General features: G+C 66.2%; 27 protein-coding genes and 1 tRNA gene. 10 read left to right on the top strand and 18 right to left on the bottom strand.

Annotated elements, in window-relative coordinates:
* Positions 1 to 88: 88 nt before the first annotated feature.
* Positions 89 to 574 carry a hypothetical protein gene (locus ASG86_RS11710; RefSeq protein ID WP_056334235.1) on the bottom strand — a complete coding sequence of 162 codons (486 nt, stop codon included), beginning with the start codon at positions 572 to 574 and terminating at the stop codon, positions 89 to 91.
* A 238-nt stretch (positions 575 to 812) separates the two neighbouring features.
* Between ASG86_RS11710 and ASG86_RS11705 the strand changes: the two genes are divergently transcribed.
* Together ASG86_RS11705 and ASG86_RS11700 are read left to right on the top strand one after the other, a co-directional pair.
* Positions 813 to 2012 (top strand): acetyl-CoA C-acetyltransferase, encoded by a 1200-nt coding sequence (locus tag ASG86_RS11705; RefSeq protein WP_056334232.1) that lies wholly within the window; start codon positions 813 to 815, stop codon positions 2010 to 2012.
* Positions 2012 to 2509, top strand: coding sequence for an aminoacyl-tRNA deacylase (locus tag ASG86_RS11700; protein ID WP_056334227.1), 498 nt, complete (start codon positions 2012 to 2014; stop codon positions 2507 to 2509). The genes ASG86_RS11705 and ASG86_RS11700 overlap by 1 nt, the downstream gene beginning before the upstream one ends.
* Positions 2510 to 2601: 92 nt before the next feature.
* Here ASG86_RS11700 and rplL read toward each other — a convergent pair whose 3' ends face one another.
* The 9 genes from rplL to ASG86_RS11655 all read right to left on the bottom strand — a co-directional run bounded on the left by rplL (position 2602) and on the right by ASG86_RS11655 (position 9143).
* Complete coding sequence (rplL, locus tag ASG86_RS11695; protein ID WP_018769123.1) at positions 2602 to 2979, bottom strand: 50S ribosomal protein L7/L12; 378 nt, start codon at positions 2977 to 2979, stop codon at positions 2602 to 2604.
* Positions 2980 to 3056: 77 nt separating this feature from the next.
* Positions 3057 to 3638 (bottom strand): 50S ribosomal protein L10, encoded by a 582-nt coding sequence (gene rplJ, locus ASG86_RS11690; RefSeq protein WP_018769122.1) that lies wholly within the window; start codon positions 3636 to 3638, stop codon positions 3057 to 3059.
* Positions 3639 to 3935: 297 nt separating this feature from the next.
* A complete protein-coding gene (locus ASG86_RS11685; RefSeq protein ID WP_056334225.1) occupies positions 3936 to 5054 on the bottom strand; it encodes a GNAT family N-acetyltransferase in 1119 nt (372 codons plus the stop codon).
* Between the two features lie 7 nt (positions 5055 to 5061).
* Positions 5062 to 6210 carry a GNAT family N-acetyltransferase gene (locus ASG86_RS11680; protein ID WP_056334222.1) on the bottom strand — a complete coding sequence of 383 codons (1149 nt, stop codon included), beginning with the start codon at positions 6208 to 6210 and terminating at the stop codon, positions 5062 to 5064.
* A gap of 113 nt (positions 6211 to 6323) precedes the next feature.
* Positions 6324 to 7031: a 50S ribosomal protein L1 gene (rplA, locus tag ASG86_RS11675; protein ID WP_056334219.1), complete on the bottom strand. Its 708-nt coding sequence runs from the start codon at positions 7029 to 7031 to the stop codon at positions 6324 to 6326.
* A gap of 178 nt (positions 7032 to 7209) precedes the next feature.
* Positions 7210 to 7641, bottom strand: a complete 432-nt coding sequence (gene rplK, locus ASG86_RS11670; protein ID WP_003803853.1) for a 50S ribosomal protein L11 — start codon at positions 7639 to 7641, stop codon at positions 7210 to 7212.
* A 128-nt stretch (positions 7642 to 7769) separates the two neighbouring features.
* A complete protein-coding gene (gene nusG, locus ASG86_RS11665) occupies positions 7770 to 8588 on the bottom strand; it encodes a transcription termination/antitermination protein NusG (RefSeq protein WP_056334217.1) in 819 nt (272 codons plus the stop codon).
* A gap of 115 nt (positions 8589 to 8703) precedes the next feature.
* Entirely contained in the window at positions 8704 to 8988 is a 285-nt protein-coding gene (gene secE, locus ASG86_RS11660) for a preprotein translocase subunit SecE (RefSeq protein WP_056334214.1), read from the bottom strand.
* A gap of 82 nt (positions 8989 to 9070) precedes the next feature.
* Positions 9071 to 9143 (bottom strand) — tRNA-Trp (locus tag ASG86_RS11655).
* Between the two features lie 276 nt (positions 9144 to 9419).
* Between ASG86_RS11655 and ASG86_RS11650 the strand changes: the two genes are divergently transcribed.
* Positions 9420 to 10637 (top strand): pyridoxal phosphate-dependent aminotransferase, encoded by a 1218-nt coding sequence (locus ASG86_RS11650; RefSeq protein WP_056334211.1) that lies wholly within the window; start codon positions 9420 to 9422, stop codon positions 10635 to 10637.
* A 168-nt stretch (positions 10638 to 10805) separates the two neighbouring features.
* Here the strand turns inward: ASG86_RS11650 and ASG86_RS11645 are convergent, their stop codons facing one another.
* Positions 10806 to 11495 (bottom strand): LuxR C-terminal-related transcriptional regulator, encoded by a 690-nt coding sequence (locus tag ASG86_RS11645; protein WP_056334206.1) that lies wholly within the window; start codon positions 11493 to 11495, stop codon positions 10806 to 10808.
* Positions 11492 to 12847, bottom strand: coding sequence for an ATP-binding protein (locus tag ASG86_RS11640; protein ID WP_056334201.1), 1356 nt, complete (start codon positions 12845 to 12847; stop codon positions 11492 to 11494). Before ASG86_RS11640 ends, ASG86_RS11645 begins: the two co-directional genes overlap by 4 nt.
* A 125-nt stretch (positions 12848 to 12972) precedes the next feature.
* On the opposite strand from ASG86_RS11640, the gene ASG86_RS11635 reads away from it, so the two are divergent.
* The 5 genes from ASG86_RS11635 (at position 12973) to ASG86_RS11615 (ending at position 17225) form a co-directional block, all read left to right on the top strand.
* The gene (locus tag ASG86_RS11635; RefSeq protein ID WP_056334198.1) at positions 12973 to 14727 is read left to right on the top strand and encodes a PspC domain-containing protein; all 1755 of its coding nucleotides are present in this window, start codon (positions 12973 to 12975) and stop codon (positions 14725 to 14727) included.
* 1 nt (position 14728) lies between these two features.
* Positions 14729 to 14986: a hypothetical protein gene (locus ASG86_RS11630; protein WP_056334195.1), complete on the top strand. Its 258-nt coding sequence runs from the start codon at positions 14729 to 14731 to the stop codon at positions 14984 to 14986.
* Positions 14987 to 14989: 3 nt separating this feature from the next.
* A complete protein-coding gene (locus tag ASG86_RS11625) occupies positions 14990 to 15241 on the top strand; it encodes a PspC domain-containing protein (protein ID WP_056334192.1) in 252 nt (83 codons plus the stop codon).
* A 214-nt stretch (positions 15242 to 15455) separates the two neighbouring features.
* Positions 15456 to 16481: an ATP-dependent 6-phosphofructokinase gene (locus ASG86_RS11620; protein ID WP_056334189.1), complete on the top strand. Its 1026-nt coding sequence runs from the start codon at positions 15456 to 15458 to the stop codon at positions 16479 to 16481.
* A gap of 27 nt (positions 16482 to 16508) precedes the next feature.
* Positions 16509 to 17225, top strand: a complete 717-nt coding sequence (locus ASG86_RS11615) for a GNAT family N-acetyltransferase (RefSeq protein WP_056334186.1) — start codon at positions 16509 to 16511, stop codon at positions 17223 to 17225.
* Here the strand turns inward: ASG86_RS11615 and ASG86_RS11610 are convergent.
* From ASG86_RS11610 to ASG86_RS11585, 6 genes are all read right to left on the bottom strand, one after another.
* The gene (locus ASG86_RS11610) at positions 17187 to 18710 is read right to left on the bottom strand and encodes a DHA2 family efflux MFS transporter permease subunit (RefSeq protein WP_056334183.1); all 1524 of its coding nucleotides are present in this window, start codon (positions 18708 to 18710) and stop codon (positions 17187 to 17189) included. The genes ASG86_RS11615 and ASG86_RS11610 overlap by 39 nt on opposite strands.
* A 48-nt stretch (positions 18711 to 18758) precedes the next feature.
* Complete coding sequence (locus tag ASG86_RS11605; RefSeq protein ID WP_056334178.1) at positions 18759 to 19190, bottom strand: ankyrin repeat domain-containing protein; 432 nt, start codon at positions 19188 to 19190, stop codon at positions 18759 to 18761.
* The gene (gene ygfZ / locus ASG86_RS11600; protein WP_056334175.1) at positions 19190 to 20272 is read right to left on the bottom strand and encodes a CAF17-like 4Fe-4S cluster assembly/insertion protein YgfZ; all 1083 of its coding nucleotides are present in this window, start codon (positions 20270 to 20272) and stop codon (positions 19190 to 19192) included. Before ygfZ ends, ASG86_RS11605 begins: the two co-directional genes overlap by 1 nt.
* 22 nt (positions 20273 to 20294) lie before the next feature.
* Positions 20295 to 21029: a flavodoxin family protein gene (locus ASG86_RS11595; RefSeq protein ID WP_056334172.1), complete on the bottom strand. Its 735-nt coding sequence runs from the start codon at positions 21027 to 21029 to the stop codon at positions 20295 to 20297.
* 36 nt (positions 21030 to 21065) lie between these two features.
* A complete protein-coding gene (locus ASG86_RS11590; protein ID WP_056334169.1) occupies positions 21066 to 21674 on the bottom strand; it encodes an FABP family protein in 609 nt (202 codons plus the stop codon).
* A gap of 173 nt (positions 21675 to 21847) precedes the next feature.
* A complete protein-coding gene (locus ASG86_RS11585) occupies positions 21848 to 22615 on the bottom strand; it encodes a hypothetical protein (RefSeq protein WP_056334166.1) in 768 nt (255 codons plus the stop codon).
* Positions 22616 to 22954: 339 nt separating this feature from the next.
* Here ASG86_RS11585 and ASG86_RS11580 point away from each other — a divergent pair, with 339 nt between their 5' ends.
* Together ASG86_RS11580 and mshD are read left to right on the top strand one after the other, a co-directional pair.
* Positions 22955 to 23653 carry a winged helix-turn-helix transcriptional regulator gene (locus ASG86_RS11580; RefSeq protein WP_018769102.1) on the top strand — a complete coding sequence of 233 codons (699 nt, stop codon included), beginning with the start codon at positions 22955 to 22957 and terminating at the stop codon, positions 23651 to 23653.
* Between the two features lie 34 nt (positions 23654 to 23687).
* Positions 23688 to 24656: a mycothiol synthase gene (gene mshD, locus ASG86_RS11575; RefSeq protein WP_056334163.1), complete on the top strand. Its 969-nt coding sequence runs from the start codon at positions 23688 to 23690 to the stop codon at positions 24654 to 24656.
* The last annotated feature ends 39 nt before the right edge of the window (positions 24657 to 24695 follow it).

Genomic DNA, 24695 nt, shown 5'->3' with positions numbered 1-24695 from the left:
CTACGTGTCTACCCCACTTCCGGCCGGATTGCAAGCACTTGATTTCGGGGCTTCCGCCGCAGCCTCCAGGATCCTGCGCTTGCGCCTGCTAGAGCCGCAGCGTAACGCCCTCCGCCGTGCAGGCCGCGGAGTTTGCGAAGACTGCATCCCGCACGGCGTCCTGCGACTCCGGGGACGGCTTGCCGCCGGACTCCGCTGCCGATGAGTGGTCGATGGCCAGCAGGCCCAGGGAGGCGAACAGGCCCTGCAGGTCCCCGGTGACGCTGTCCTTGGCGTCCTGGGCCTTCAGGTAAACGTCCTCGTAGCCCTTGGAGTCGGCGGGCGAAACCGCGGCGTAATCCACCACCAGTTTGTTGAAGAGTTCGCAGGCTTCCCGGGTTCCGGCTGCCTTGGCGCCCTGGCTTGCGGTGCCGCCGGCTGCAGGGCTGGCGGCACCGTCCCGCGTTGACGCCGGGGACGACGCCGGCTTGACCGGTTCTGCCGGCGCCGGCGTGGACACCGAGCAACCTGCCAGCACCCCGCCGGTCAGTGCGGCCGTGGCGGCGATGACCCCTGCGGTAAAGGCCTTCTTCACGTTCTCTCTCCGTCCGTCCCGGCCCCGGACCTTGTGTCCCGCTGCAAAGCACTCCCCCTGCAAAGCCTCGCCGTCCACCCTACGCAAGCGGCCGCCGTCGCGCATAACCCCGGCGATGGGGACCTCTCCCCCTGCCCCTGAGGAATGCACATAACGCTTCCAGCGTTTGAATAGATGGGTGACCAGGCTCACGATAGCCTTGGTGGCTTACACCGGAACCGGATTGAAAGTGGTAACCATGGCCAACTCTCCTGACAGCAATGACGTTGTCATCCTTGGGGCAGCGCGGACTCCGCAGGGCCGGATCAACGGCCAACTGTCCAGCCTTACTGCAGTGGACCTCGGCGCGCACGCCATCAGGGCCGCCCTGGAATCGAGCGGCGTCGACGCCGGTGACGTGGAGGCCGTGATCATGGGCCAGGTCCTGCAGGCAGGAGCGGGGCAGAATCCCGCGCGGCAGAGCGCCGTCGGCGCCGGCATCGGATGGAACGTTCCCTCGGTGACGGTCAACAAGGTGTGCCTGTCCGGCCTGACTGCCGTGATCGATGCTGCGCGGATGATCCGCGCCGGCGAGGCCGCCGTGGTGGTGGCAGGCGGCCAGGAATCCATGAGCCGCGCGCCGCACCTGCTCCCGGGTTCCCGCCAGGGGTGGACGTACGGCTCCATCCAGGCGCTGGACGCTGCCGCCCATGACGGACTGACCGACGCTTTTGACGGACAGTCCATGGGCCTGTCCACCGAGACCCGCAACCTTACGCTCGGCATCGACCGCGCCTCCCAGGACAACGTTGCGGCCCAGTCCCACCAGCGCGCGGCGCTGGCGGCAAAGAACGGAACGTTCGACGGCGAGATCGCACCCATCAGCGTCAAGCAGCGTAAGGGTGATCCCTTTGTGGTGGACACCGACGAAGGCGTGCGCCCGAACACCTCGGTTGAGTCGCTGGCCGGCCTGCGGGCAGCGTTCGTGACTGACGGGACCATTACCGCCGGCAACTCCTCTCCCCTGTCCGACGGCGCGGCCGCCCTTGTGCTCGCATCCCGCGGCTACGCCGAGGAGCACGGACTGGAGTACCTGGCCGTGGTGGGAAAGCCGGGGCAGGTGGCTGGCCCTGACAACTCCCTGCATTCCCAGCCGTCAAACGCCATCATGAACGCCCTGGGCAAGGCCGGGTGGAGCACCGCGGACCTTGACTTCATCGAGATCAACGAGGCCTTCGGCTCCGTGGCCGTGCAGTCCATCAAGGACCTGGACTACCCCCTGGAGAAGTGCAACATCCACGGCGGGGCCATCGCCCTGGGACACCCGATCGGGGCATCGGGGGCACGGCTTGCGGCCCATGCCGCCCATGAGCTGAAACGGCGCGGAACCGGCAAGGCCGCGGTGTCCCTCTGCGGCGGGGGCGGGCAGGGCGAAGCCCTCCTGCTGTACCGCGACTGATGGCGGGCCCAACCCGAAACGGGACGGACGGCGTCGGACGGGAACGCTTCCTGGCCGACGCCGCGGCCCGGGGCCTGCAGGTTGACGTGGTGGAGCGCCCCGCCGCCAGAAGCCTTGAAGAGGCCGCCGGCATCCTGGGCATCAGCCCAGGTGACATCGTCAAGTCCCTGGTGGTCAAGCACAAGGACGGGACCTTCCTGTTTGCCCTGATCCCGGGCGACCGGCAGATCTCCTGGCCCAAGCTCCGGGCCCTGGTGGGAGTCAACAAGCTGTCCCTCCCGCCCGCCGATACCGCACTGGAGGCGACCGGTTACGAACGGGGCACCATCACCCCGTTGGGGAGCACCACCGCCTGGCCGGTTTATGCCGACGCGACGATAACCGGGCGCCGGATCTCCATGGGAGCAGGCGCCCACGGCTACAGCGCCTTCGTCGACGCCGACGCCCTCACCGCAGCCCTGGAAGCAGTGGTGGCGGACATCAGCGATCCCGCCTAAGCAGAGGAGCGCCGCGGAACGCAGGACTGCCGTTTTAAAGCAGGAAACCCCGCCCACCGGAGTGGACGGGGTTTCCGAAGGAAAAGGCGTTGTTACTTGAGGGTAACGGTAGCGCCTGCAGCCTCGAGCTGCTCCTTGGCCTTCTCGGCAGCTTCCTTGTTGGCGCCTTCGAGGACAGCCTTGGGGGCACCGTCAACCAGGTCCTTGGCTTCCTTGAGGCCGAGGGAGGTGATGGCGCGAACTTCCTTGATCACTGCGATCTTCTTGTCGCCAGCAGCTTCGAGGATGACGTCGAAGTCGGTCTTCTCTTCAACCTCTTCAGCAGCTCCGCCACCGGCGGGGCCGGCAACTGCAACAGCAGCGGCGGTAACTTCGAAGGTCTCTTCGAAGAGCTTGACGAACTCGGAGAGCTCGATGATGGTCAGTTCCTTGAAAGCTTCAATGAGCTCTTCGTTGCTGAGCTTCGCCATGGTAGGCGTCCTTCCTGTTGTGGTGTCCGAACGGCGCGTGGCCGGACGGGCACCGGAGTCTGGTGGGGGTAAGAGAATTAGTTCTCTTCGGCAGCGGGAGCTTCAGCGGCAGCTTCAGCTTCAGCGGCAGGGGCTTCTTCAGCGGCGGGCGCTTCGGCAGCTGCCGGTGCACCGTTCTCTTCTTCAAGCTTGAGGCGCAGTGCGTCGATGATGCGTGCGGCTGCGGCGGCGGGTGCCTTGAGGACACCTGCAACCTTGGCGAGCTGCAGCTCACGGGACTCGAGGGCAGCAAGTGCGGCAACCTCGGTGGCGTCCAGCGCCTTGCCCTCGAAGTAACCGGTCTTGATGACCAGCTGCTTGTTGGCCTTGGCAAAATCCGTCAGGCTCTTGGCAGCGGCAACTGCGTCACCCTTGATGAACGCGATTGCAGTGGGGCCGGCAAGCTGGCCGTCGAATGCTTCGACGCCGGCTTCCTTGGCTGCAATGGCGGTCAGGGTGTTCTTGACGACCGCGAACTTGGTGTCCTGGCCGAGAGAAACACGCAGCTGCTTGAGCTGTGCAACGGTGAGCCCGCGGTATTCGGTCAGGACAGCGGCGTTCGATTCCTTGAAATCGTTAGTGATCTCAGCTACTGCTGAAACCTTGGTAGGCGTTGCCATAACCCTCCTTCCGGGGATAGTGCCGGTATTCGACGGTCCCCGCTCAAGAGAGCTAAAACTAAAAACGCCCCGCGCAGATGCACGGGGCTTGGCTCAACACGGCTGTACCGTGGAACGTTGCTTCGTTCACCTGCGCCGGCCGCCCTGCGTTGAGGGTCCTTCGTCCGGAAAGCCACTGTGGCCTCCAGCGCACAACTGCAGAGTTGAGCCATGTTCAGGAGAGTGGATTTCCAACAACCGACGGTCTTTGGTACTCCCAGCTTACGCGAGGCGTTGCCCCTCCACCAAATCGGGCACTCAACTGGTGCTGGTATGCAGCGTGGGAAGCTCCTTTTGCCAGATCCCGGTCACGCCGGCCGTCTGGAATCCGAGCTGCCGGTTAACGGTCAGGAGGTACCGGTTCTCCGGCGCGTTCCAGGTGTAAATGATGCGGGCGTCCGGGAACTGTTCGCTGAGCCGCTCCATGTTGGCCACCTTGATCAGCAGGCCCAGTTTGTTGCCGCGGTGTTCCTGCAGCACCAGGGTATCGTCCTGGAAGACGACGTCGGCGCGGTGCGCCAGCACCGTGATGGTGGTCAGGCCCACCAGGGCTCCGGTGGCAATGTGCTCGACGGCGGTGACCACCGTTCTGCGGCCCTGCGCGATGGCGACGTCCTCCGCTTCCCGCAGCAGACCGCCGTCGAACACCATCTCCTGCTCAACGGGCGCGTCAAGCGACGGGTCAAGTTCGGCCCCCGCCTGGTTTTCCAGGACGGCCACGGCCTCCAGCCAGCGCTCCGGGCAACGGTCGGTCCAGTGGTGCAGGCGGTATCTGCCATTGTTCGCTTCGTCGGCCTCAGCCTGGAGGTCGGCCACCAGCTTGGTATCCAGGGGCAGCAGGCAGGAACTGAACTGTTCAATGTGCTGCAGCGTGTAGCCGGTCTTCTGGGCGAACTCCACTTCCCGGCTCTCCAGCGGCACGAACCCCTGGCCGGAGCCGGGGACCAGCTGTGCCTGTTCAAACTCGTGCAGGGATGCGCCGGGATGGTTGGTGTCCACCAGGATCATGGAGCGGCCTTCGCCCTTGGCCAGCTGTTCGGCAGCCTCGAGGAGCCGCCGGCCCACGCCCTGCCGCTGGAATTCAGGCAGGATGTCGAGGGTCAGCTCGGCGAGGTCCAGGTGGTCCGTCAGCGGCAGCGCAATGTCAACCGTTCCAACGATGACGCCGTCCACTTTGGCCACGAGGATCAGCTGGCGCTCATAGGGGTCCGCGAACTCAAGCAGCTTCTCCAGCGGACCGTAGGCCAGGTCGTCGCTGCCCCACGTTGCCATCCGTACCTTGCGGCCCACTTCGACGGCGGCGAGGAATTCCGCTGCGTCGGGCGTGTCCAGTGAGTCGGGGATCCATAGCTGTTCGATCTTTACGTCTATTGCCATTCGGGCATCATCCCAGCCGTTTCTGCCACTCACCTTCATAGCCAGCGGGCCTGAATCCAAGTGCGGTATTTATCGCCAGCATATGCTGGTTTTCGCTGGCATTCCATGTGAGGACCGAGCGCGCCCGGGGCCACTTTTCCTGCGCGCGGCGGAGGTTGGCCGCCTTGACCAGCATGCCCAGCCGGTGACCGCGGTGCTCCTCCGCCACCAAAGTGTCCTGCTGCATCAGCGACTCCGGCACCAGCGGGCGCCAGGTCAGGACGGTGTAGGCCACCAGCTCGCCGCTGCTGCGGTGCAGGGCTGCCGTCACAGTTGACTGGACACCGCCCCGGACCAGCACTAGCTCGTCGTCACGCACGCGGTCTTCGTCCCAGTCCTCGCGCTCCCAATCCATGCCTGCGGTGGGGGCATCTGCGCTCATTCGCGCCCGCAGCCCGGCATAAGCGGCGACGAGCGATTCCGGGCAGCGTCCGTCCCAGCCCGTGAGCACATAGTCCCCTGCACGGGCAAGCACATCAGACTCGAGCCGGTCGAGCAGTCCTTCCGGAAGTGGAAGCTCCAGCCGGCTGGAACGCTCCACCTGTTCCAGCCGGTAGCCGACGGCCAGTGCGAATGCGGTGGCCGGGTCATCCAGCGGCAGTCCACCCGCCCCGGACGCGGCGGTGACCAATTGCGATCCAGCCCGCACTGCGTCGAGCGGCAGTTCATGGAAGGAATCGAGGGAGGACCTGCCGTGAGTCCGCGCCATCGCTTCGGCGTGGTCCAGCAGGGCGCGCCCCACTCCCCTGCGCCGCCATTGGGGAACCACCAGGACATCAATTCCTGCGGTGGCCAGGTTCTCCCGCAGGGGCAACGTGACGGAACACAGTCCCACGGGTTCCGGGCCGATCCGTGCCAGGAACAGATGCCGCTCCTCATACCGGCTCCCACGCCAGAACTCCAGCGCCTCGGCCACGGTGGCGCAACGCTCCAGGTTTCCCCAGACAGCCAGGGCGTGGGCCTCCTTCATGGCCTGGCAGGCCAGGAAGTCCGGGGACAGTCCGGCGGCGTCACCACGGCTGCCCGGATCCCCTCCCGGCGGAAGGCCGACGGCGGCAATCGCCAAAGCATGGGGGCCAGGAATTGGCGCTGGTTCGGTTGGCTCGGTCCGGTCCATTCAGTCAGCTTAGGCAGAGGGTACGGACAAAAAAGAAGACCGTCCCGGCGTTTGGGCCAGGACGGTCTTCGGTTGCGCCGGAATCAATCCGGTGCAGGAACTTCTTTCAACGACTATGCGTCGGTGAGCACCTTGGTGACGTTGGGGTCAACAGAGATGCCGGGACCGAAGGTGGTGGCAACGGTTGCCTTCTGGATGTAGCGGCCCTTGGAAGCGGACGGCTTCAGGCGAAGCACCTCTTCCAGTGCTGCTGCGTAGTTCTCAGCCAGCTTGACGGCGTCGAAGGAAACCTTGCCGATGATGAAGTGCAGGTTGGAGTGCTTGTCGACGCGGAAGTCGATCTTTCCACCCTTGATGTCGTTGACGGCCTTGGTGACATCGGGGGTCACGGTGCCCGTCTTCGGGTTCGGCATCAGGTTACGCGGGCCCAGGACCTTACCGAGGCGGCCAACCTTGCCCATGAGGTCAGGGGTGGCAACTGCGGCGTCGAAGTCGGTCCAGCCGGCTGCGATCTTTTCGATCAGGTCGTCGGAACCAACGAAGTCGGCGCCGGCTGCGATTGCGGCTTCAGCCTTGTCGCCCGTGGCGAAGACCAGGACGCGGGCGGTCTTACCGGTGCCGTGGGGCAGGTTGACCGTGCCGCGGACCATCTGGTCAGCCTTGCGGGGGTCAACGCCGAGGCGGAAGGCAACCTCAACCGTGGCGTCGAACTTGGACGGGTTGGTGTCCTTGGCCAGCGTTACTGCCTCGAACGGTGCGTAGTGCTTCTCCGCGTCGATCTTGGCGGCTGCTGCCTCATATGCTTTGCTGCGCTTTGCCATGCTGCTTATTTCTCCTTGTGCAGTTGTGGTCTGCGGACCGCGCTGGGCCCTGCCACAGTCGGTGATCCGGTTCGTTATCCGGCCCGGATGACCAACATTTCAATTGTTTGGTGCCGGTGTCCCGGCGGTGCCGCCCGTCGTCGTCAATTAGCCTGACGCTGGACAGCGGAAAGGGGTATTAGCCCTCGACGGTGATGCCCATGGAGCGGGCGGTGCCGGCGATGATCTTCGCTGCGCCTTCGAGGCTGGTGGCGTTGAGGTCTTCCATCTTGGTGGAGGCGATCTCGTTGACCTGGGCCTGGGTCAGCTTGGCAACCTTGACGGTGTGCGGGGTTGCTGAACCCTTGGCGACGCCTGCAGCCTTCTTGATGAGTTCTGCAGCCGGCGGGGTCTTGGTGATGAACGTGAAGGAACGGTCCTCGTAGACCGTGATTTCCACGGGGATGACGTTTCCGCGCTGGGCTTCCGTCGCAGCGTTGTACGCCTTGCAGAATTCCATGATGTTGACACCGTGCTGGCCAAGCGCAGGACCGATCGGCGGGGCCGGGTTGGCGGCACCTGCCTGGATCTGCAGCTTGATGAGGCCGGTGACCTTCTTCTTGGGAGCCAATGTAGGGTCCTTCTCTCAATAACGTCCTGGGGCACAGGAGCGTGCCTCAGGTTTGTGGCCGCCATGGCAAGGCGGCCGGCCGTTCCGGTGCCGCTAAGCAGGCGGCGCCGGGACGAATTCTAGGATTTTCAGATCTTGGTGACCTGGTTGAACGCCAGGGTGACGGGCGTTTCGCGCTCGAAGATGGAAACCAGGACCACGAGGGTCTGGGACTCGGGCTTGATCTCGGAGATCGTGGCGGGAAGGGTCTCGAAGGGGCCTTCCTTGACGATGACGGACTCGCCGACCTCGAAATCGACGGCCACGGGAGCCTGGTTCTGCTTGTTGACCGGCTTGCCCTTCTCGGCCTGCTCCTCCTCGAAGACAGGGGCGAGCATGGAGAAGACCTCGTCCAGCCGCAGCGGGACCGGGTTGTGGGCGTTGCCCACGAAGCCGGTGACGCCGGGGGTGTGGCGGACGGCGCCCCAGGAGGCGTCGGTCAGGTCCATGCGGACCAGGACGTAGCCGGGGATGCGGACGCGGTTGATCACCTTGCGCTGGGCGTTCTTGATCTCCACGACTTCCTCCATGGGCACCTGGATTTCGAAGATGTAATCTTCCATGTCCAGGGTCTGGATGCGGGTTTCAAGGTTGGCCTTCACGCGGTTTTCGTAACCGGCGTAGGAGTGGATGACGTACCAGTCACCTTCCTGGCGGCGCAGCTTGGCCTTGAACTCCTCTGCGGGGTCCACGGCTGCGGTTGCTGCCGCGGCGGCAAGGGCGTCGGCGGGCTCGTCTTCCCCGTCAGCGTCTGAAGCGTCGCCTTCGGCGGCTTCTGCATCGTCGGAGGCGGCGTCGTCGAATTCGGGCGTGGAGGACTCAACCTCGGACTCTTCACCGGCTTCTGCCGTGACGTCCGGGGATTCTTCCAGCCCCGTCTCGGTTACCTCGAGCTCCTGCTCAGACACTTGGTCTCCTGCTTCCTCATTGCCTAACATGCCTATTTAAATGGCTCAATCCCGCACGCCGTCGCGTCCCTTCCGGCTTCCCGGGCGGAACACGCGGCCTGCGGACCGTGCAGCCTTAGCTGTCCTTGGGGCCGGTGCCGCCGAAGATCCAGCCGACAGCGGTTCCGAAACCGATGTCCAGCAGGCTGACGATGACCATCATGATGGCCACGAACACCAGCACCACGAGCGTGTAGTTGATCAGTTCCTTGCGGGTGGGGGCAACAACCTTCTTCAGCTCGCCAATAATCTGGCGGACAAAGAGTGCAATGCGGGCGAAGAAGTTTGCCTTGGCTTCCTTCTTAGCTGGGCGGCCCTTGGAGCTGCTGGCAGCTGTTTCGGTCACCTGGTCCTCGCTCATCTTTGCAATGGTGGATTACCCGGCCCTGATCAGAACCATGGTTGCTGCGCCTGCTCCGGGCTTTCGCCCGGAGCAGCTTGCGCAGGGCAGACAGGACTCGAACCTGCAACCTGCGGTTTTGGAGACCGCTGCGCTACCAATTGCGCCACTACCCTATGGAGTGAAATCCACTCTTTGACAACCCGGCACCAGCTTGAACTGGGGCGCACGTCATCATCCGTGTTTCAACACCGGTGAACCAGTCTACGCAAGAACTTCGCGTAGGTAAAACCAGCCTTGCCCGGTCCGTCCGAAGTCCGGCCTGAAAGGTGCTGCGCGGGGCAGTCATAAATCAAAACCGGCTCCCCGGAGGGTCCGGTGAACAGCATAGAGTAGAACTCGTCGAATCCCACATTCCAGCCTCCCGGCTGCCTGCGAAGAACGGACCTGCCATGTCTGCCGCCCGCGTTTCCCAACGCATTTCCGCAATTGCCGAATCCGCAACCCTGGCCGTCGATGCCAAGGCCAAGGCGCTGAAGGCAGCCGGCCGGCCCGTTATTGGTTTCGGCGCGGGCGAACCAGACTTCCCCACCCCGGACTACATTGTGCAGGCGGCCATCGAAGCTGCCGGTCAGCCCAAGTACCACCGCTACTCCCCTGCCGGCGGCCTGCCCGAGCTGAAGAAGGCCATTGCGGAGAAGACGCTGCGCGATTCCGGCTACCAGGTGGACCCCTCCCAGGTCCTGGTGACCAACGGCGGCAAGCAGGCCGTGTACAACACCTTCGCCACCCTGGTGGACCCGGGCGACGAAGTCATTGTTCCCACCCCCTTCTGGACCACGTACCCGGAGGCCATCCGGCTCGCCGGCGGCGTCCCCGTGGAGGTTTTCGCCGGGCCCGAACAGGACTACCTCGTAACGGTGGAACAGCTCGAAGCAGCCGTGACGGACCGCACCAAGATCCTGCTGTTCGTCTCGCCGTCGAACCCCACCGGCGCCGTCTACTCCCCTGAGCAGGTGGCGGAGATCGGCAAGTGGGCCGCCGCCAAGGGCCTGTGGGTGGTCACGGACGAAATCTACGAGCACCTGACCTACGACGGCGTGCCGTTCACGTCGATCGCCACCGCCGCCCCCGAACTGGGCGACAAGGTGGTAATCCTCAACGGCGTGGCCAAGACGTACGCCATGACCGGGTGGCGCGTGGGCTGGATGATCGGCCCGGCAGACGTCATCAAGGCAGCCACCAACCTGCAGTCGCACGCCACCTCCAATGTCTCCAACATCATGCAGATCGCCGCCCTCGCCGCGGTGTCGGGCCCGCTGACCGCGGTGGACGAGATGAAGGTTGCCTTTGACCGCCGCCGCAAGGCCATCGTTGCCGGCCTGAACGCGATCGACGGGGTGGAATGCCCGACGCCGAAGGGCGCCTTCTACGTGTACGCGGACGTGCGTGGGCTGCTGGGCAAGGAGTTCCCGACGGCGTCCGGCACCGCAACGCCGCAGACCTCCGCCGAGCTGGCCTCGCTCATCCTTGACGAGGTTGAGGTGGCAGTGGTTCCGGGCGAAGCCTTTGGCCCCTCCGGCTACCTGCGCCTCTCCTACGCGCTGGGTGATGAGGATCTGGCCACCGGCGTCCAGCGCCTGCAGGACTTCCTGGGCAAGGCCCAGTAGACGCCCGCTCACTTCCGGCAGCCCAAACAACAACGCCCGCTCACTTCCGGCAGCCCAAACAACAACGCCCGCTCACTTCCTTGAGGAAAGTGAGCGGGCGTTGGTGTTTAAAACGTCATAGGTGAGCGGGCGTTGGGAAACAGCTGCCAAAGGTGAGCGGGCGTTGGGCTAGAGGAGGCGGCGCTCCGCGGCCCACTTGGTCAGTTCGTGGCGGCTTGAGAGCTGCAGCTTTCGCAGTACCGCTGATACGTGGGTCTCCACGGTCTTGATGCTGATGAAGAGCTCCTTGGCCACCTCCTTGTAGCTGTAGCCCCGGGCGATGAGGCGCATGACCTCGAGTTCACGGGCGGAGAGCCTGTCCAGCTCGTCGTCGGCAATATCCGCCGGAGCGGTGCCAAAGGCATCCAGGACGAACCCGGCAAGGCGCGGGGAGAAGACGGCGTCGCCGCCGGCCACCCGGAACACGGCGTCGGTGATCTCGGCCCCGGAGATGGTCTTGGTGACGTAGCCGCGGGCGCCGGCGCGGATCACGGCCACCACGTCCTCTGCCGCGTCGGAGACGCTCAAGGCAAGGAAGCGGGTGGTGGACAGAAGCGGCGCGGAGCCGGCAATGACTTCGCGGCCGCCGCCGCCCAGGCCGCCGGGCAGGTGGACATCCAGGAGCACGACGTCGGGCCGCTGCTGGGCGATCACGGCGATGGCCTGTTCAACAGTGGCAGCCTCACCCACCACCTGGATGCTGGAATCCAGGTCCGCTTTGAGTCCCGACCGGAAGATGGCGTGGTCGTCCACAATGACAACCCGCACGGAGTTGGCCGGGCGGGTGCTTCCGGCAGCTGTCCCCTGGATGGTGTTCATGATTTTCCTTCCACATGTTCTGCTGCGGCGGGCAGCCCCAGGCGGACCTCGGTGCCGTCGCCCGTGCTGAGGATGGCCGCCGAGCCGCCGTGCCGTTTCATCCTGCCGATGATTGATTCCCTGATGCCAAGCCGGTCCGCCGGGACATCCCCCAGCTGGAAACCGGGTCCCCTGTCCTTTATGAAGATCTCGGCCTGGCCTTCCGATGCTTCAAGGTAGACCGACACGGTTCCGCCGCCGTGCCGTGAGGCGTTGAGCATGGCTTCCCGGCTTGCCTGGACCAGGGCCTCGTGCGCCTCGGTCATGGCGGCATCACCAACGGTGACTACTTCCACGGGATTGCCAAGCAGGTCCTCCACCTCGGCGGCAACAGCCTTGATCCTGTCTGAAAGCTGTCCGCTTTCGCGGCCGGGATCCTGGAACAGCCAGCCGCGCAGCTCGCGTTCCTGGGCACGCGCAAGCCGGACGACGTCATGCTCATTGCCCGCGCGCCGCTGGATCAACGCGAGGGTCTGCAGCACGGAATCGTGCAGGTGGGCAGCAATTTCCGCCCGTTCCGTCTCCCGGATCCTGCCGGCCCGTTCGGTTTCCAGGTCCCGCCAAAACTTCAGCGCCCACGGCAGCAGGACCAGCACCACGCCGCCCAGGACGGCCACGGAAGCCAGCAGGGCCAGCCATGTCTGTTCCCAGGAGCCCGAGCCGGACACCATCACCAGGACCCCGGCCACCACCAGCGCCAGACCTGCAGCGAGCCTGCCCCACCCGCCTGCCTGGTCCGCTTTGGTTTTGTCCACCAGCCCTGCGCGCCGGGTTTCATCCAGCTGCATCCACGCGATTGACGCGCCGCCCAGCACCGCCGCCGCGGGGATCAGCGTCCCCAGGGACACATCCACGCCCAGCATCTGCGCGATCATGATGCCGGCCACCAGCAGGAGCCCGCAGCCGAGCAGGATTTCCTTGCCGTACCGCATCCCGCGTACCCGGAACCAGGGGGACTCCGCGGCCCCGTCAGCGGGTCCGGCGGCACCTGCGGATGTTCCGCCGTCGGACGGTGCTTCCCGCATGGGCTGGCCTTGCAACGTCTGACCCTGTGCGGGCTGGCTTACGGCGGGAGCAATGGGCGACGCCGGCCGGCGGGCGTTGCGCCGCGCGGCCTCATCCGCGGTGGGCACCATGATCCAGAGCCAGGCGTAGAAGACCAGGCCGGCCCCTCCGGCGAACGCGGCAAGAACCATACCTACCCGGACGTTACGGACCGGCCAGCCCAGGTGCGCGGCGAGGCCAGAGCACACTCCCGCGATGACGCGGTCGCTGCTCCGCGCCAGGGGCGGGCGCACCGGGAGGGTTGTCATGGATCAATCCAAACATGGATCAGGGTTGCCCGGACCGCATCCGGCCGCATCCCGGGGACGGGTCAGGGGCCGTTCAGGGTTTCCCCCAGTAGAGCGGCAAAGGGGCCGGACGGGAGGATCGAGGTATGAACTCGCAGATCCCCTCCCCTGACGACGAACACCCTTCCGGGACCTTCCCCGGCTCCGACAGCGAGCGGCCCACCCAGCCGCTCCCGTCCACCTCCGCAGCGCCTTCGGACCCCGCAGCCGGTCCAGGTACCGGCAGCAGCACCGGGCCAAGCACCAACCCGGATGCAGGCTCCAGCACGGGCCCTGCGGCCGGCCCCGCCTCCGGACCGGGTGCAGGCCCTTCAGCCGGTCCGGGTGCCGGCCCTTCAGCCGGTCCGGGCGCTGGTCCGGGCGGCGGTCCGGGCATTGATCCCGCTGATCCGCCGCAGGGCTATGCCTTCCCCGGCAGCTCCGCCGCTCCGACTCCTTCCACCGACTTCTTCGGCTGGATCCGCAGCAACGGCATCTACCGGGGCACCGACCGGTGGATCGGCGGTGTCTGCAGCGGCATTGCCCACCGGCTCAACGTGGATCCGATCATCATCCGCGGCGTCTTCATTGTCCTGACCCTCCTGGCCGGCATCGGTGTGTTCCTGTACGGCCTGGCCTGGGCCTTCCTCCCGGAACCGGACAGCCGGATCCACGTCCAGGAAGCCGGCGCGGGGCGCTGGTCCAGCGGCATGACGGGCTCCCTGATTGCCACCGTGCTGGGGCTCACCGGTCTGGGCGGAGGCTTTTGGGGCTGGAGCCATAACGGCCTGAGCGGACTGCTCTGGACGATTTTCTGGGTTGGCGGCGCGATCTACCTGGTCTACTACCTCTCCCAGCGCAATAAAGCCCACCCGACCATGGCCGGCCACACAGCCACGGCTCCGGGTGCGGCCCACCCGGCGGGACGCCCAGGCGTGGATTACTCCTCCGCGGAATACACCTCATCATTCTCTGCAGGCACCTCGGCAGGCACGGGCACAGGCACCGCAGCAGGGTCCGGACCGGGATTTCCTGCGACACCCCGCTACAGCGGCCCCATCAGTGGTACCGGCACCGGCACCTACGGCCACGGCACTTCCGGCGGAGGTAGCCCTGTTGGCATGGGCCCCGGCAGCACAGTCCCGGGCGGACCTGGTGCAGGCGGCCCCGGCAGCGGAGTCCCCGGCGGCAGCAGCTACCCAGCACCGTGGGTTCCACCGCGGCCGCAAAAGCCCCGGCCCGCAGGCCCCGGCGCCCCCGCCGTCGCCATCGCAACCGGGTCTGCCCTGCTGGTGGGCGGCGGTCTCAAGGCGCTCGACGCGGCAAACATCATCGACCTGGGCGGCTCCGCCAACGCCATTGTGTGGGCCAGTGCGGCAGCAGTCCTGGGCCTGGGCATCCTGCTTGCGGGCTTCCGCGGCCGGACCTCCGGCGTCCTGAGCCTCTTTGCCGTGATCGCACTGGTGACCGGCGGCATCTACAACACGCTGGACGATGGCCGGATGCGTTTCCAGCAGGTGGACTGGAACCCGGCCAGCATCGAGGAGGCGCGCGGCGGCATCGACATCACCGCAGGGCGGGGAACCGTGGACCTCACGGACCTCTCCCCCACCGCCCCGCTGACATCCGACGTCGTGGTTCCCCTGGACATCACTGCCAGCAACGTAACCGTCGTGATCCCGCAAAACGTGCCCGTCGACATCAAGGCGGACATGACCATGGGAAACCTGAACGAGGCATCCGGCCAGCGCGGCGGCACCACCACCCGCGAAAGCAGCTACAACGCGGACAAGCCCGGCAACCACCTGGTGGTACGGATCGACGGCACGTTCAGCAACGTCACAATCCAGGAAGGCAACTGACATGGACAACAGCAACATTCCGACGACGGCGGACCGGGACACCACCGAAACGGCACCTCCCAGGGTGGGGACGGTGGTGTGGGGACTGATCGTCCTGGCGCTGGCCGCACTGATCATCGTGGCGCAGCTGGGCATCGTGACCCTCAACGGCACGTACGTCCTGATCGGGCTTATGATCGGCGCCGGAGTAGCCCTGGTGGTTGGCGGCCTGCTCTCAGCCCGGAAACGTGACAACGAACCAACGACAAGGAAGTCTTGAGCCATGGATAAGTTCTTCAGCATCGTCAGGGGCCTAGGCCTGCAGCGCGGCCCGGAGCGGTGGCTCGGCGGAGTCTGCGGCGGCATAGCTGCCAAGCTCAACGTGGACGTTGCCTTTGTCCGCATCGCCTTCCTGCTCTTCGCCCTGCTGCCAGGCCCGGCATTCGTCTTCTACCTCCTTGCCTGGGTGATCCTCCCGGACCAGCGGAACGAGATCGTGCTCCAGACGTTCCTGGACCGGCGGTCGCTCAACTGACCACCACTGGCCCGGCCCACTGACCAGGCCCCAAGGCTCCTGATTTCGCGGACAATCCACGAAATCGGGAGCCTTTCCCATTCCCGGGCTGTCCCTGCACCAACGCCACCCCATGTAACCGGTTTGTGTCGTACCCCACACACCCCACTACACTTCTAGGTGAGCTCAGCGTGGCGCTCTGCCCGTAAACCTTCTCTCCAGGATTTGAGCGAACATGAAAATTGGAATCCTCACCAGCGGTGGCGACTGCCCCGGTTTGAACGCCGTGATCCGCGGCGCCGTGCTGAAAGGCATTGCCGTCCATGGCCAGGAATTCGTCGGATTCCGCGACGGCTGGCGGGGTGTGGTGGAGGGGGACATCATCGACATCCCCCGCACCATGGTCCGCGGCATCGCCAAGCAGGGCGGCACCATCCTGGGCACCTCCCGCACCAACCCCTTCGAAAACGGTGGTGGCCCGGAGGCCATCAAGGCCCACATGGACCGGCTGGGCATCGACGCCATCATCGCGATCGGCGGTGAGGGAACCCTCGCAGCCGCCAAGCGCCTGACGGACGCCGGACTCAAGATCGTGGGCGTCCCCAAGACGGTTGACAACGACCTTGACGCCACCGACTACACCTTCGGGTTCGACACCGCCGTGCAGATCGCCACCGAGGCCATCGACCGGCTCCGCACCACGGGCGAGTCCCACCACCGCTGCATGATTGCCGAAGTGATGGGCCGGCACGTGGGCTGGATCGCCCTGCACGCCGGCATGGCGGCGGGCGCGCACGCAATCCTCATCCCGGAGCAGAAGGTCAGCATCGAGCAGATCACCGAATGGGTGAACGAGGCCCACGCCCGTGGCCGCGCGCCGCTGGTGGTGGTGGCCGAAGGCTTCGTCCCCGAGCACATGGAAAGCCCCCACTCCGAGCGTGGCCTGGACACCTTCGGCCGCCCCCGCCTTGGCGGCATCGCCGACCAGCTCGCCCCCGAACTGGAGGCCCGGACCGGCATCGAAACCCGCGCCACCATCCTGGGCCACATCCAGCGCGGCGGCGTTCCCTCTGCCTTCGACCGGGTCCTTGCCACCCGGCTTGGCATGGCCGCCATCGATTCCGTGGTGGAAGGCTACTGGGGCACCATGGTGGCACTGAAGGGCACGGACATCCGGCACGTCGCCTTCGAGGAGGCCCTGGGCCAGCTGAAGACCGTCCCGCAGAACCGCTACGACGAAGCCGCGGTCCTGTTCGGCTAAGCCACCGCGCCCCCATAGGCTGGGACCATGACACTCGATCCCGGCTCAGCGGCCATCATCCAGCTTGCATGGGCGCGCCGGCTGGGCCTTGACGACGACGCCTTCGGTGACGCCCTGGCTTCGGGCCAACGGATTGTCCGCGCTGACGAATCGGCCCGGACCGTTGAATTCGTGCGGTTGTTCGGAAGCTCCGCGCTGGTGGCGCCTCAGAACGTCATTGACGCCGCAAGGGACATCCCTGACGAGGAGATGGCCCAGCACGTCACGCTGCTGAAACTCACCAGGGACCAGGGCGGGCACGGACTCGGCGCTGCGGCCCTGTTCTTCGCCGACGACCTGCCGCTTCAGCAGCCTTCCGAGGAACTGACGGTTTCGCACGGCAACCCTGAGGCCATCGAGTTGGAAGGCCGCTGCCCGCCGGACGACGTCAACGAAGTGGGGCTCTCCGACCTCGAAAACCGGTACACCATCGTGCACGAAGTGGACGGCAGGCGGGTACCCCTGGCCTGCGGGGCTTACGGGGAATGGGAAGGCTTGCTGGCGAACATGGGGGTGCTGGTGGATCCTGAATGGCGCCGCCGCGGGCTGGGCTCGCTGGCGGGCTCCATCGCGGCCCACGAGGCCTTGGCTGCCGGGCTGACGCTGCAATGGCGTGCCGACGTCAGCAACACCGGCTGCCTGGCCCTGGCCAGGCAGCTTGGCCTCTCAGCCGGCGGAATCCAAACCAGCGTCCACCTTCGCTGACGCCCGGTCCTGCCCCTGCATTCCCCAGCCCTGCACCGGCTGCGGCTTGGCAAAGAACAGCGCCACCGCAGCTCCCACCAGGATCACTCCGGCAGGCAGCAGGATGGACTGGCCCATCGCCGTCGAGAATCCTGCATGGAGGAACTCCGGCAGCGAGCCGCCCATAGCCAGTCCTTCCCCGGCAGGTCCGCCAGGTCCGCCTGAGGGAAGCTCGGCGGCGAGCCTGGACTGAATCAGCACGGCGATGGCGGCACTTCCCAAGACCGCCCCGATCTGTCGGGTGGTGTTGTAGACACCCGACCCGGCCCCCGCCTGGCGCGGCGGCAGGTTCCTGGTGGCAGTGGTGCTGAGCGGGGCCCAGATGCCGGCGTTGGCGAAGCCAAGGACGGCGCTGGGCAGCAGGAACAGCAGGATGGGCGTATCCGGCTGCATCAGGGCCGAGTTCCACAGCAGCGCCACCGCCATGAGCACCAGCCCGGTGGCGGTGATGTATTTCGGGTTGACCCGGTCCACCAGCTTGCCCACCACGGGGGCCAGCCCACCGGAGATCAGGGCCATGGGCACCATCATCAGGGCGGACTGCGTGGGGGTGAGGCCCCGGACCAGCTGGTAGTAGAAGATCAGCGGCAGGCTGAAGGCGGTCACGGTAAAGCCCACGGTGGTGATCCCGATATTGGCCAGGGAGAAGTTGCGGTCCCGGAACAGTCCCAGCGGCAGGAGCGGTTCACCCTTGTTGAACCGCTGCCACAGGACGAAACCGGTCAGCACCACGATGCCGGCGATGATCAGGCCCCAGACGCTGATGGGCCCCGTGATGGTGCCCCAGTTGTAGGTCTCGCCCTCCTGGATCCCGAACACCAGCAGGAAGAGCCCCACGGCGCTCAGCACCACGCCGGGAATGTCGAACTTGTGCGGGTGGGTGCTCAGTGCCGGAACGTTGCGCAGCGCAAGGATGAAGCCAACGACGCCGATGGGCACGTTGATGAAGAAGATCCACTCCCAGCCCAGGCCGTCCACCAGGACGCCGCCCAGGATGGGCCCCACAAGCGTTGCCATCCCGGCGGTGGCGCCCCAGACAGCCATGGCTGATCCGCGGCGGTCCGGCGGGAAGATCCGGGTGATCACGGCCATGGTCTGGGGAGTCATCATCGCGGCGCCGAGGCCCTGTAGAACGCGGGCGGCGATCAGGATCCGGACGTCGCCGGACAGACCGCACCAGAGGGAGGCGAGGGTGAAGACCACCAGGCCGGAGAGGTAGAGCTTCTTGGGCCCAAACCTGTCCCCCAGCCTGCCGGTGATGAGCAGCGGGACGGCGTAGGCCAGCAGGTAGGCGCTGGTCACCCAGATCACCGAGTTGATGTCGGCGTCCAGGCCCTCCATGATGCGGGGGTTGGCCACGGACACGATGGTGGTGTCGATCAGGATCATGAAGAACCCGATCACCAGGGACCACAGTGCCGGCCAGGGCTTTGCTACGTTTTCCACTCGGTCTTCCTTCAGGAGTTTTTGGTGCCGGGCGGAACCCGGGTGAAGCTAGCCCAGCAGGTCCAGGATCTCCGTGCGGGCGAACATTTGCGCTGCCGCCCGTGCCGACGGCGCACCGGCATCCGGATCCGCGCCGGCGCCCAGCAGGACGCGGGCCACGTCCGTGTAGCCCTTGAACGCGGCGCCGGCCAGTGGGGTCTGGCCGCGGTCGTTGGCGGTGTTGGCGTCGGCGCCGTGCTGCAGGAGCAGCCCAACGGTGCCGGTGTGGCCGTGGTAGGCGGCCAGCATGAGCAGGGAATCACCGGCGGAGTTGGTCAGGGTGGCGGGAACCCCGGCGTCCAGGTAGGCACCCAGCAGCTCATCGCTTCCTTCCCGCGCCGCCTGGAAGAGAGTCTGCGCCAAAGCCAGCGCGTCGTCGTCGTGCCCTTCCGCGGGCTGCGTTCCAGCGCCCGCAGGCGTGGTCCCGGTGTGTTCGGTCATCAGCGTGGCCCTTTCAGGAATCCTGTCTGGCGCCCCACCACCTGGCCGGCATCCGGGGCGACAATGAGTTCCTGGACGGCCGGATATGGCTCATCGCCGTCCAGGACCGTCAGTATTTCATCCGGTGCCACGGAACGCTTTATGACTGCCAGTGCCACCGGGCCCATCTCATAGTGCTGGGCCACCGAGGTCACCGTCCCCACTTTCCGTTCCCCTGCCATGACCGGGCTTCCGGCGGCGGGGAGGGTGTGCTGTGAGCCGTCCAGCTGCAGGAACACCAGCCGGCGGGGCGGATGGCCCAGGTTGTGGACCCGGGCGATGGTTTCCTGGCCTTTGTAGCAGCCCTTGGCCAGGTGGACGGCGGTGCGCAGCAGGTCCAGTTCGTGCGGGATGGTCTTGTCATCCGTCTCGGCACCGATCCGTGGCCGCCACGCGGCGACGCGCAGGGCTTCGGCGGCGAGCACACCGGCCAGCGCGCGCCCGGAAACGGCTTCCTCCAGCTCCGCTGCGGGGATGAGGTACTCGAACCAGGGGCGCTCCAGGCCCGGGTGGTTCTCCTCGGAGACGGTGGCGTAGGAGTATCCGCCGGCTGACACGTGCGGCCACGGGTCCTGCCAGGCAAGGCGGCCGGACCACTCGGGGACGGCACTGGTGCTGCCGACGACGGCCCAGTCTGCCGAGACGTCGGCGATGTCCACCCGCAGCATGAACTTCATCCGGTTAAGGTACTCAGCCAGCGGCGCTGCTTCGGCGGCCTCGACGATCAGCCAGGTGGTTTCGCCGTCGTCAACCACCCGGGCGTCAAAGTCGATGCGGCCCTGGACGCTGAGGAGCAGCAGTTCGCTGGACTCCCCCGGCTTCAGCGCTGCCACCTGCTGCGAGGACAGGGTATTGAGCCAGCTCAGCCGGTCCGGCCCGGTGACGGTGACCACGCCGCGGTGGGAAAGATCGACGACGGCGGTTCCGGCAGCGAGTGCGCGCTGCTCGCGCAGGGGCTCGCCGTAGTGGGCGGCGACTCCTGCGTCAGGGCCGCCCGCCTCGACGGCGCCGGGGCGCGACAACAAAGGGCTGGGAGTAGTCATATGAAGTAGAAGTCCTTGAAGGCTAACGGTATTCCGGGTTTTCGAAATCGAAATGGGTTCCGGCGTTCCATTCGTTGGGCAGGTTGCCGTAGGCGGGGTAGCCGCCTGCATTCTTCAGGATCTTTGCCAGGTGCAGGAGGTTCCAGGTCATGAAGGTGGTGTTGCGGTTGGTGAAGTCACTTTCGGGGCCGCCGGAGCCCTCATCCAGGTAGCTCGGGCCGGGACCAACCGGGCCGATCCAGCCGGCGTCGGCCTGGGGCGGGATGCTGAAGCCGATGTGCTGCAGGCTGTAGAGGATGTTCATGGAACAGTGCTTGACGCCGTCCTCGTTGCCGGTGATCAGGCAGCCGCCCACCTTGGGATAGAACGCCCACTGCCCATTGCCGTTCAGCTCACCGGAATGGGCGTAGAGGCGCTCGATGAGTTTCTTGGTCTGTGACGAGTTGTCGCCCAGCCAGATGGGGCCCGCCACCACCAGGATGTCGGCTTCCTTGACGGCGGGATAGAGCGCCGGCCATTCGTCGGTGGCCCATCCGTGCTGGGTCATGTCAGGGTAGACACCGCTGGCGATGTCGTGGTCCACGGTGCGGATCACCGTGGTGCTGACACCCTGTTTTTCCATGATGCCGCGGCTGATGGCGATCAGGCCGTCCGTGTTGGACGTCTGCGGCGACTTCTTCAGGGTGCCGTTGAAGAAGACGGCTTTGAGGCCGCCGTAGCCGCCGGGCTTCCCCGCTTGTTCCGTGCCGTCTTCCACGAGGAGCCCTTTCCAGGTCAGGAGACTCTTGTTGTATCAGGAGACTCTGTGCAGGAACGCGGAGGCGTGGGCTTCGAGGCCGCTGCCGCCCTCTCCCCCTGTTGCCACGTCCCACCGCCACAGCAGGTTGCCGTCCACCAGGCCGAAGATCCGGGTGGCCGCGCTGTACTCCTTGGAGTGGCTGCCACGCATCACCATGTCGGTGGTCAACTGGATCTGGGGGCCCTTGATCTGGCCGTAGTACAGCTCCGTGATTCCGCCGGGGTGGGCGATGGACACCGAGATGTCGAAACCGCCGTCCTTGTTGCGCAGCGCTTCCACTTCGTCGGCGCTCTTCAGCACCGGGACGATGTCGGCCGGCACCAGGCCGGGGCCGCCGTCGGCATCCAGCTGCTTGCGCTCCAGCGCCCAGAAGCCGGTCTCGACGGTGAGCGGCCGCAGGCGCGTGCCCTCGTCGTCGGTCAACCAGCTTTCGGCCCGGTACTGGAGGTACGGCAGGCCGTTGTGGGTGAAGGAGACGTGCTGCAGGAAGTGCTCCGAGTCCTCGTCGCCGCTGCCCAGCCGGCCGCGGCCCTCCCACTCACCAATGAGCCATGAAAGGGGGACGAGTTCAGGGGTCAGATCTGTAGGAATCTCAATGGGCATTGGTATTACCTCGAGATACGGCTGGCTCCGGAAAAGGGGTGGCTACTTCTGGCCCTTGAAGAGGCGGTAGACCACGAAACCGGCGAACCAGGCCATGGACAGGCTCGCGATGCCGAGCAGGACAAGAAAGAAGATTTCAAAAGCAAGTACGGACATGGTGCCATCCTAACCCGTTAGTAGATGAGTAGCTTGTCTATGAAGTACGCAAGGGATCCCACCGCAGAAACCGGGGCGAGGCCCATGCTCAGGGCGGCTGGAAAATTCAGCGGGGCGCCACGCAGCGTGGCCAGCCTGCGGAAGCTTGCCAGGACCGCGCCCACCACCACCCCGAAGACGGCGGCGGGCAGGACCGCGATGTCCGACAGGACCAGTCCGGCCAGCGGCCCCGCCAGGCCTGCGAGCACAATGCCCAGTGGCGCAATGATGCTGTCCGGCCAGCGGATCAGGCCGGCGAGCAGGGCCACGGCCGCGCTGACGGCCGCCACCAGCAGCATCTCGCGGACCCCGTTGAACCGGGCACCGGCAACCCAGCCTGCTCCCAGGCAGGACAGCAGGACACCGGCGCAGCATCCGAGCGTGGACTCCAGCCGTTGGGCCTGGCCCGTGCCGCGGACCAGCTGCACCACGAAGACCGCCATCATTCCCAGCGCCACGAATGCCGGTGTCCAGTCCAGGTAGCCCGGCGCCGGTGTCACGCCGGCGGCCACCGCAGCGGCCGCCCCCGGAAGGGCAATGACGGCGGCGAGGGTCTTCTTGGCGGGGATGCGGAGGAAGTGCGGCCACCCAATGCCCACCGCGGCGGCAATGAGGATGCCGACGGCGACGAGCGCTTCAGGAGACGCGTAGACCCCGGCGATGATGGCGATGAGGCCCGCGATCCCAATGACACCTATGGTCCAGGAACCAAGCGAACGCACGGGTGCCTGCAGTTCCGCCGTCATGCGGGGCCCGGCCTGTGGTTCGTCGGTGCACTCACTGCGCTGTTTTCCCATCCTGGCATCGGCCGGAAGGCTGGTCCGCCCCCTCGTGGCAGGGCTGGTCCGCCCTGCTTCAATCCTGCCTTATGTGAACCGCTTATGTCGCAAAACGTGCCTGTCCGCGGCTTGAATCTGTGGCTTGGAGGAGGCCGCCGGGTATACTCAAGGTTCAGCTACGCTCCCTGCTGAGGTGGCTGGCCGGCGGCGTGCTGACGGCTGGGAACCTCGTGCAGGAAGCCCGTACCGGCCGGTGAGAATCCGGTTCAGTCGCCCAATGATGCGCGGACGGCCCTTGGAGGAACAATGTCGCACATCCTGTTACTGACCAACAGCACCGGTTCTTCGGTGGACATCCTGCCTGCCCTCGAATTGCTGAACCACCGGGTCCATATCCTCCCTGCCGAGCCCACCGCCCTCCTTGAGACGGACCCCTGCGACATCGTCCTGCTGGATGCCCGCAAGGACCTGGTGGGTGCCCGTTCGCTCACCCAGCTCCTGAAGGCCACCGGACTCAGCGCTCCCCTGGTCCTGATCCTGACCGAAGGCGGCATGGCCGCCGTCTCCTCGGCGTGGGCTGTGGACGACATCGTCCTCGACTCCGCCGGACCCGCCGAAGTGGAGGCGCGTATCCGCCTCTCCGTTGCCCGGGCCGTGCCCGAGCAGGAAGATGCCCCGAGCGAGATCCGTGCGGCCGGCGTCATCATCGACGAGGCAAGCTACACGGCGCGGGTCAACGGTGCCCCGCTGAACCTCACCTTCAAGGAGTTCGAACTCCTGAAATACCTGGCCCAGCATCCCGGCCGCGTTTTCACCCGCCAGCAACTGCTCACCGAGGTCTGGGGCTACGACTACTACGGCGGCACCCGCACCGTGGACGTCCACGTCCGGCGCCTCCGCGCCAAACTCGGCGCGGACCACGAGAACCTGATCAGCACGGTCAGGAACGTTGGCTACCGCCTCACCCTGGTCCGGCAGCAGGAAGACGAACTCACCGAGGCCTGAGCCCCGGCCCGCCATTGACGTATAGCCTTGGCTCATGACTCCAGCGCATCCGCAGAAGTGGCCCGTCCATGTCGTCCGGGGCGGAGTTGACCAGCAACTCCTCAAGGACTGCCGCGACCTCCTGGCGGCAGCTGAGGAATCGGATGGAAACCCTTCCATTTCCGAGCAGAGCATGGTGACCATGCGGGCCGGGGACTCCGCCGGGCATACGCTGCTGACGCTGGCCCTCTATGCACCCGACAAGGACTCAGATCCGGCCACTGGACAGGACCTGGCCGGGTTCGCCGTCGTGGTTGAGGAACCGGACGGCCACGGCATCCTGGAAATCGCCGTCCACCCCTCCTACCGGAACCAGGGAGTCGCGGACCGGCTGGTCGGCGCACTCAAGGAGGTCCGGGGGTTTGAGGGGCTGAATGCCTGGTCCCATGGCAACCATGAGGCCGCCGCGGACCTTGCGGCGCGTTACGGGTACGCGCCGGTGCGTGAGTTGTGGAAGATGCGGATGACGACGGCGGGCGCGGAGCTTCCCGACGCCGGCCTCCCGGACGGGGTGGCCATCCGCCCCTTCGTGCCGGGCAAGGACGAGGACGCCTGGCTGGCCGCCAACAGGGCAGCCTTCGCCCACCATCCGGAGCAGGGGAACCTGACCCGGGCCGACCTCGAGGCGCGCATGGCGGAGGACTGGTTTGATCCCGCGGGGTTCTTCCTGGCGGAGGACCGGGACGGCCGCCTGCTGGGTTACCACTGGACCAAGGTCCACCCGCGGCACGGCACGCACCCTGCGATCGGCGAGGTGTATGTGGTGGGCGTGACGCCGGAAGCCCAGGGCATGGGCCTGGGCAAGGCCCTGACCATCGCCGGCATCAAGCACCTCCGGGACTGCGGGCTGAAGGGCGTCATGCTCTATGTGGATGCAGACAATACCGCCGCTGTCGCCCTGTACCGGCGGCTCGGTTTCACGCGCTGGGACATGGACGTCATGTATGGGCCGGCGGCAGGGTAGGCAGGGCAGCCACACTGATCCCCTGCAGGGCGTAAAACA

Source organism: Arthrobacter sp. Soil764, from assembly GCF_001428075.1.
Lineage (GTDB): Bacteria > Actinomycetota > Actinomycetes > Actinomycetales > Micrococcaceae > Arthrobacter.
This window is presented reverse-complemented; position numbering and strand designations above follow the sequence as displayed.

Excerpts from the sequence above, each read along its gene's own strand:
- ASG86_RS11705 (WP_056334232.1), top strand. The coding sequence starts at position 813 with ATGGCCAACTCTCCTGACAGCAATGACGTTGTCATCCTTGGGGCAGCG.
- ASG86_RS11700 (WP_056334227.1), top strand. The coding sequence starts at position 2,012 with ATGGCGGGCCCAACCCGAAACGGGACGGACGGCGTCGGACGGGAACGC.
- rplL (WP_018769123.1), bottom strand. The coding sequence starts at position 2,979 with ATGGCGAAGCTCAGCAACGAAGAGCTCATTGAAGCTTTCAAGGAACTG.
- rplJ (WP_018769122.1), bottom strand. The coding sequence starts at position 3,638 with ATGGCAACGCCTACCAAGGTTTCAGCAGTAGCTGAGATCACTAACGAT.
- ASG86_RS11685 (WP_056334225.1), bottom strand. The coding sequence starts at position 5,054 with ATGGCAATAGACGTAAAGATCGAACAGCTATGGATCCCCGACTCACTG.
- ASG86_RS11680 (WP_056334222.1), bottom strand. The coding sequence starts at position 6,210 with ATGGACCGGACCGAGCCAACCGAACCAGCGCCAATTCCTGGCCCCCAT.
- rplA (WP_056334219.1), bottom strand. The coding sequence starts at position 7,031 with ATGGCAAAGCGCAGCAAAGCATATGAGGCAGCAGCCGCCAAGATCGAC.
- secE (WP_056334214.1), bottom strand. The coding sequence starts at position 8,988 with ATGAGCGAGGACCAGGTGACCGAAACAGCTGCCAGCAGCTCCAAGGGC.
- ASG86_RS11650 (WP_056334211.1), top strand. The coding sequence starts at position 9,420 with ATGTCTGCCGCCCGCGTTTCCCAACGCATTTCCGCAATTGCCGAATCC.
- ASG86_RS11645 (WP_056334206.1), bottom strand. The coding sequence starts at position 11,495 with ATGAACACCATCCAGGGGACAGCTGCCGGAAGCACCCGCCCGGCCAAC.
- ASG86_RS11640 (WP_056334201.1), bottom strand. The coding sequence starts at position 12,847 with ATGACAACCCTCCCGGTGCGCCCGCCCCTGGCGCGGAGCAGCGACCGC.
- ASG86_RS11635 (WP_056334198.1), top strand. The coding sequence starts at position 12,973 with ATGAACTCGCAGATCCCCTCCCCTGACGACGAACACCCTTCCGGGACC.
- ASG86_RS11630 (WP_056334195.1), top strand. The coding sequence starts at position 14,729 with ATGGACAACAGCAACATTCCGACGACGGCGGACCGGGACACCACCGAA.
- ASG86_RS11625 (WP_056334192.1), top strand. The coding sequence starts at position 14,990 with ATGGATAAGTTCTTCAGCATCGTCAGGGGCCTAGGCCTGCAGCGCGGC.
- ASG86_RS11620 (WP_056334189.1), top strand. The coding sequence starts at position 15,456 with ATGAAAATTGGAATCCTCACCAGCGGTGGCGACTGCCCCGGTTTGAAC.
- ASG86_RS11615 (WP_056334186.1), top strand. The coding sequence starts at position 16,509 with ATGACACTCGATCCCGGCTCAGCGGCCATCATCCAGCTTGCATGGGCG.
- ASG86_RS11605 (WP_056334178.1), bottom strand. The coding sequence starts at position 19,190 with ATGACCGAACACACCGGGACCACGCCTGCGGGCGCTGGAACGCAGCCC.
- ygfZ (WP_056334175.1), bottom strand. The coding sequence starts at position 20,272 with ATGACTACTCCCAGCCCTTTGTTGTCGCGCCCCGGCGCCGTCGAGGCG.
- ASG86_RS11590 (WP_056334169.1), bottom strand. The coding sequence starts at position 21,674 with ATGCCCATTGAGATTCCTACAGATCTGACCCCTGAACTCGTCCCCCTT.
- ASG86_RS11585 (WP_056334166.1), bottom strand. The coding sequence starts at position 22,615 with ATGACGGCGGAACTGCAGGCACCCGTGCGTTCGCTTGGTTCCTGGACC.
- ASG86_RS11580 (WP_018769102.1), top strand. The coding sequence starts at position 22,955 with ATGTCGCACATCCTGTTACTGACCAACAGCACCGGTTCTTCGGTGGAC.
- mshD (WP_056334163.1), top strand. The coding sequence starts at position 23,688 with ATGACTCCAGCGCATCCGCAGAAGTGGCCCGTCCATGTCGTCCGGGGC.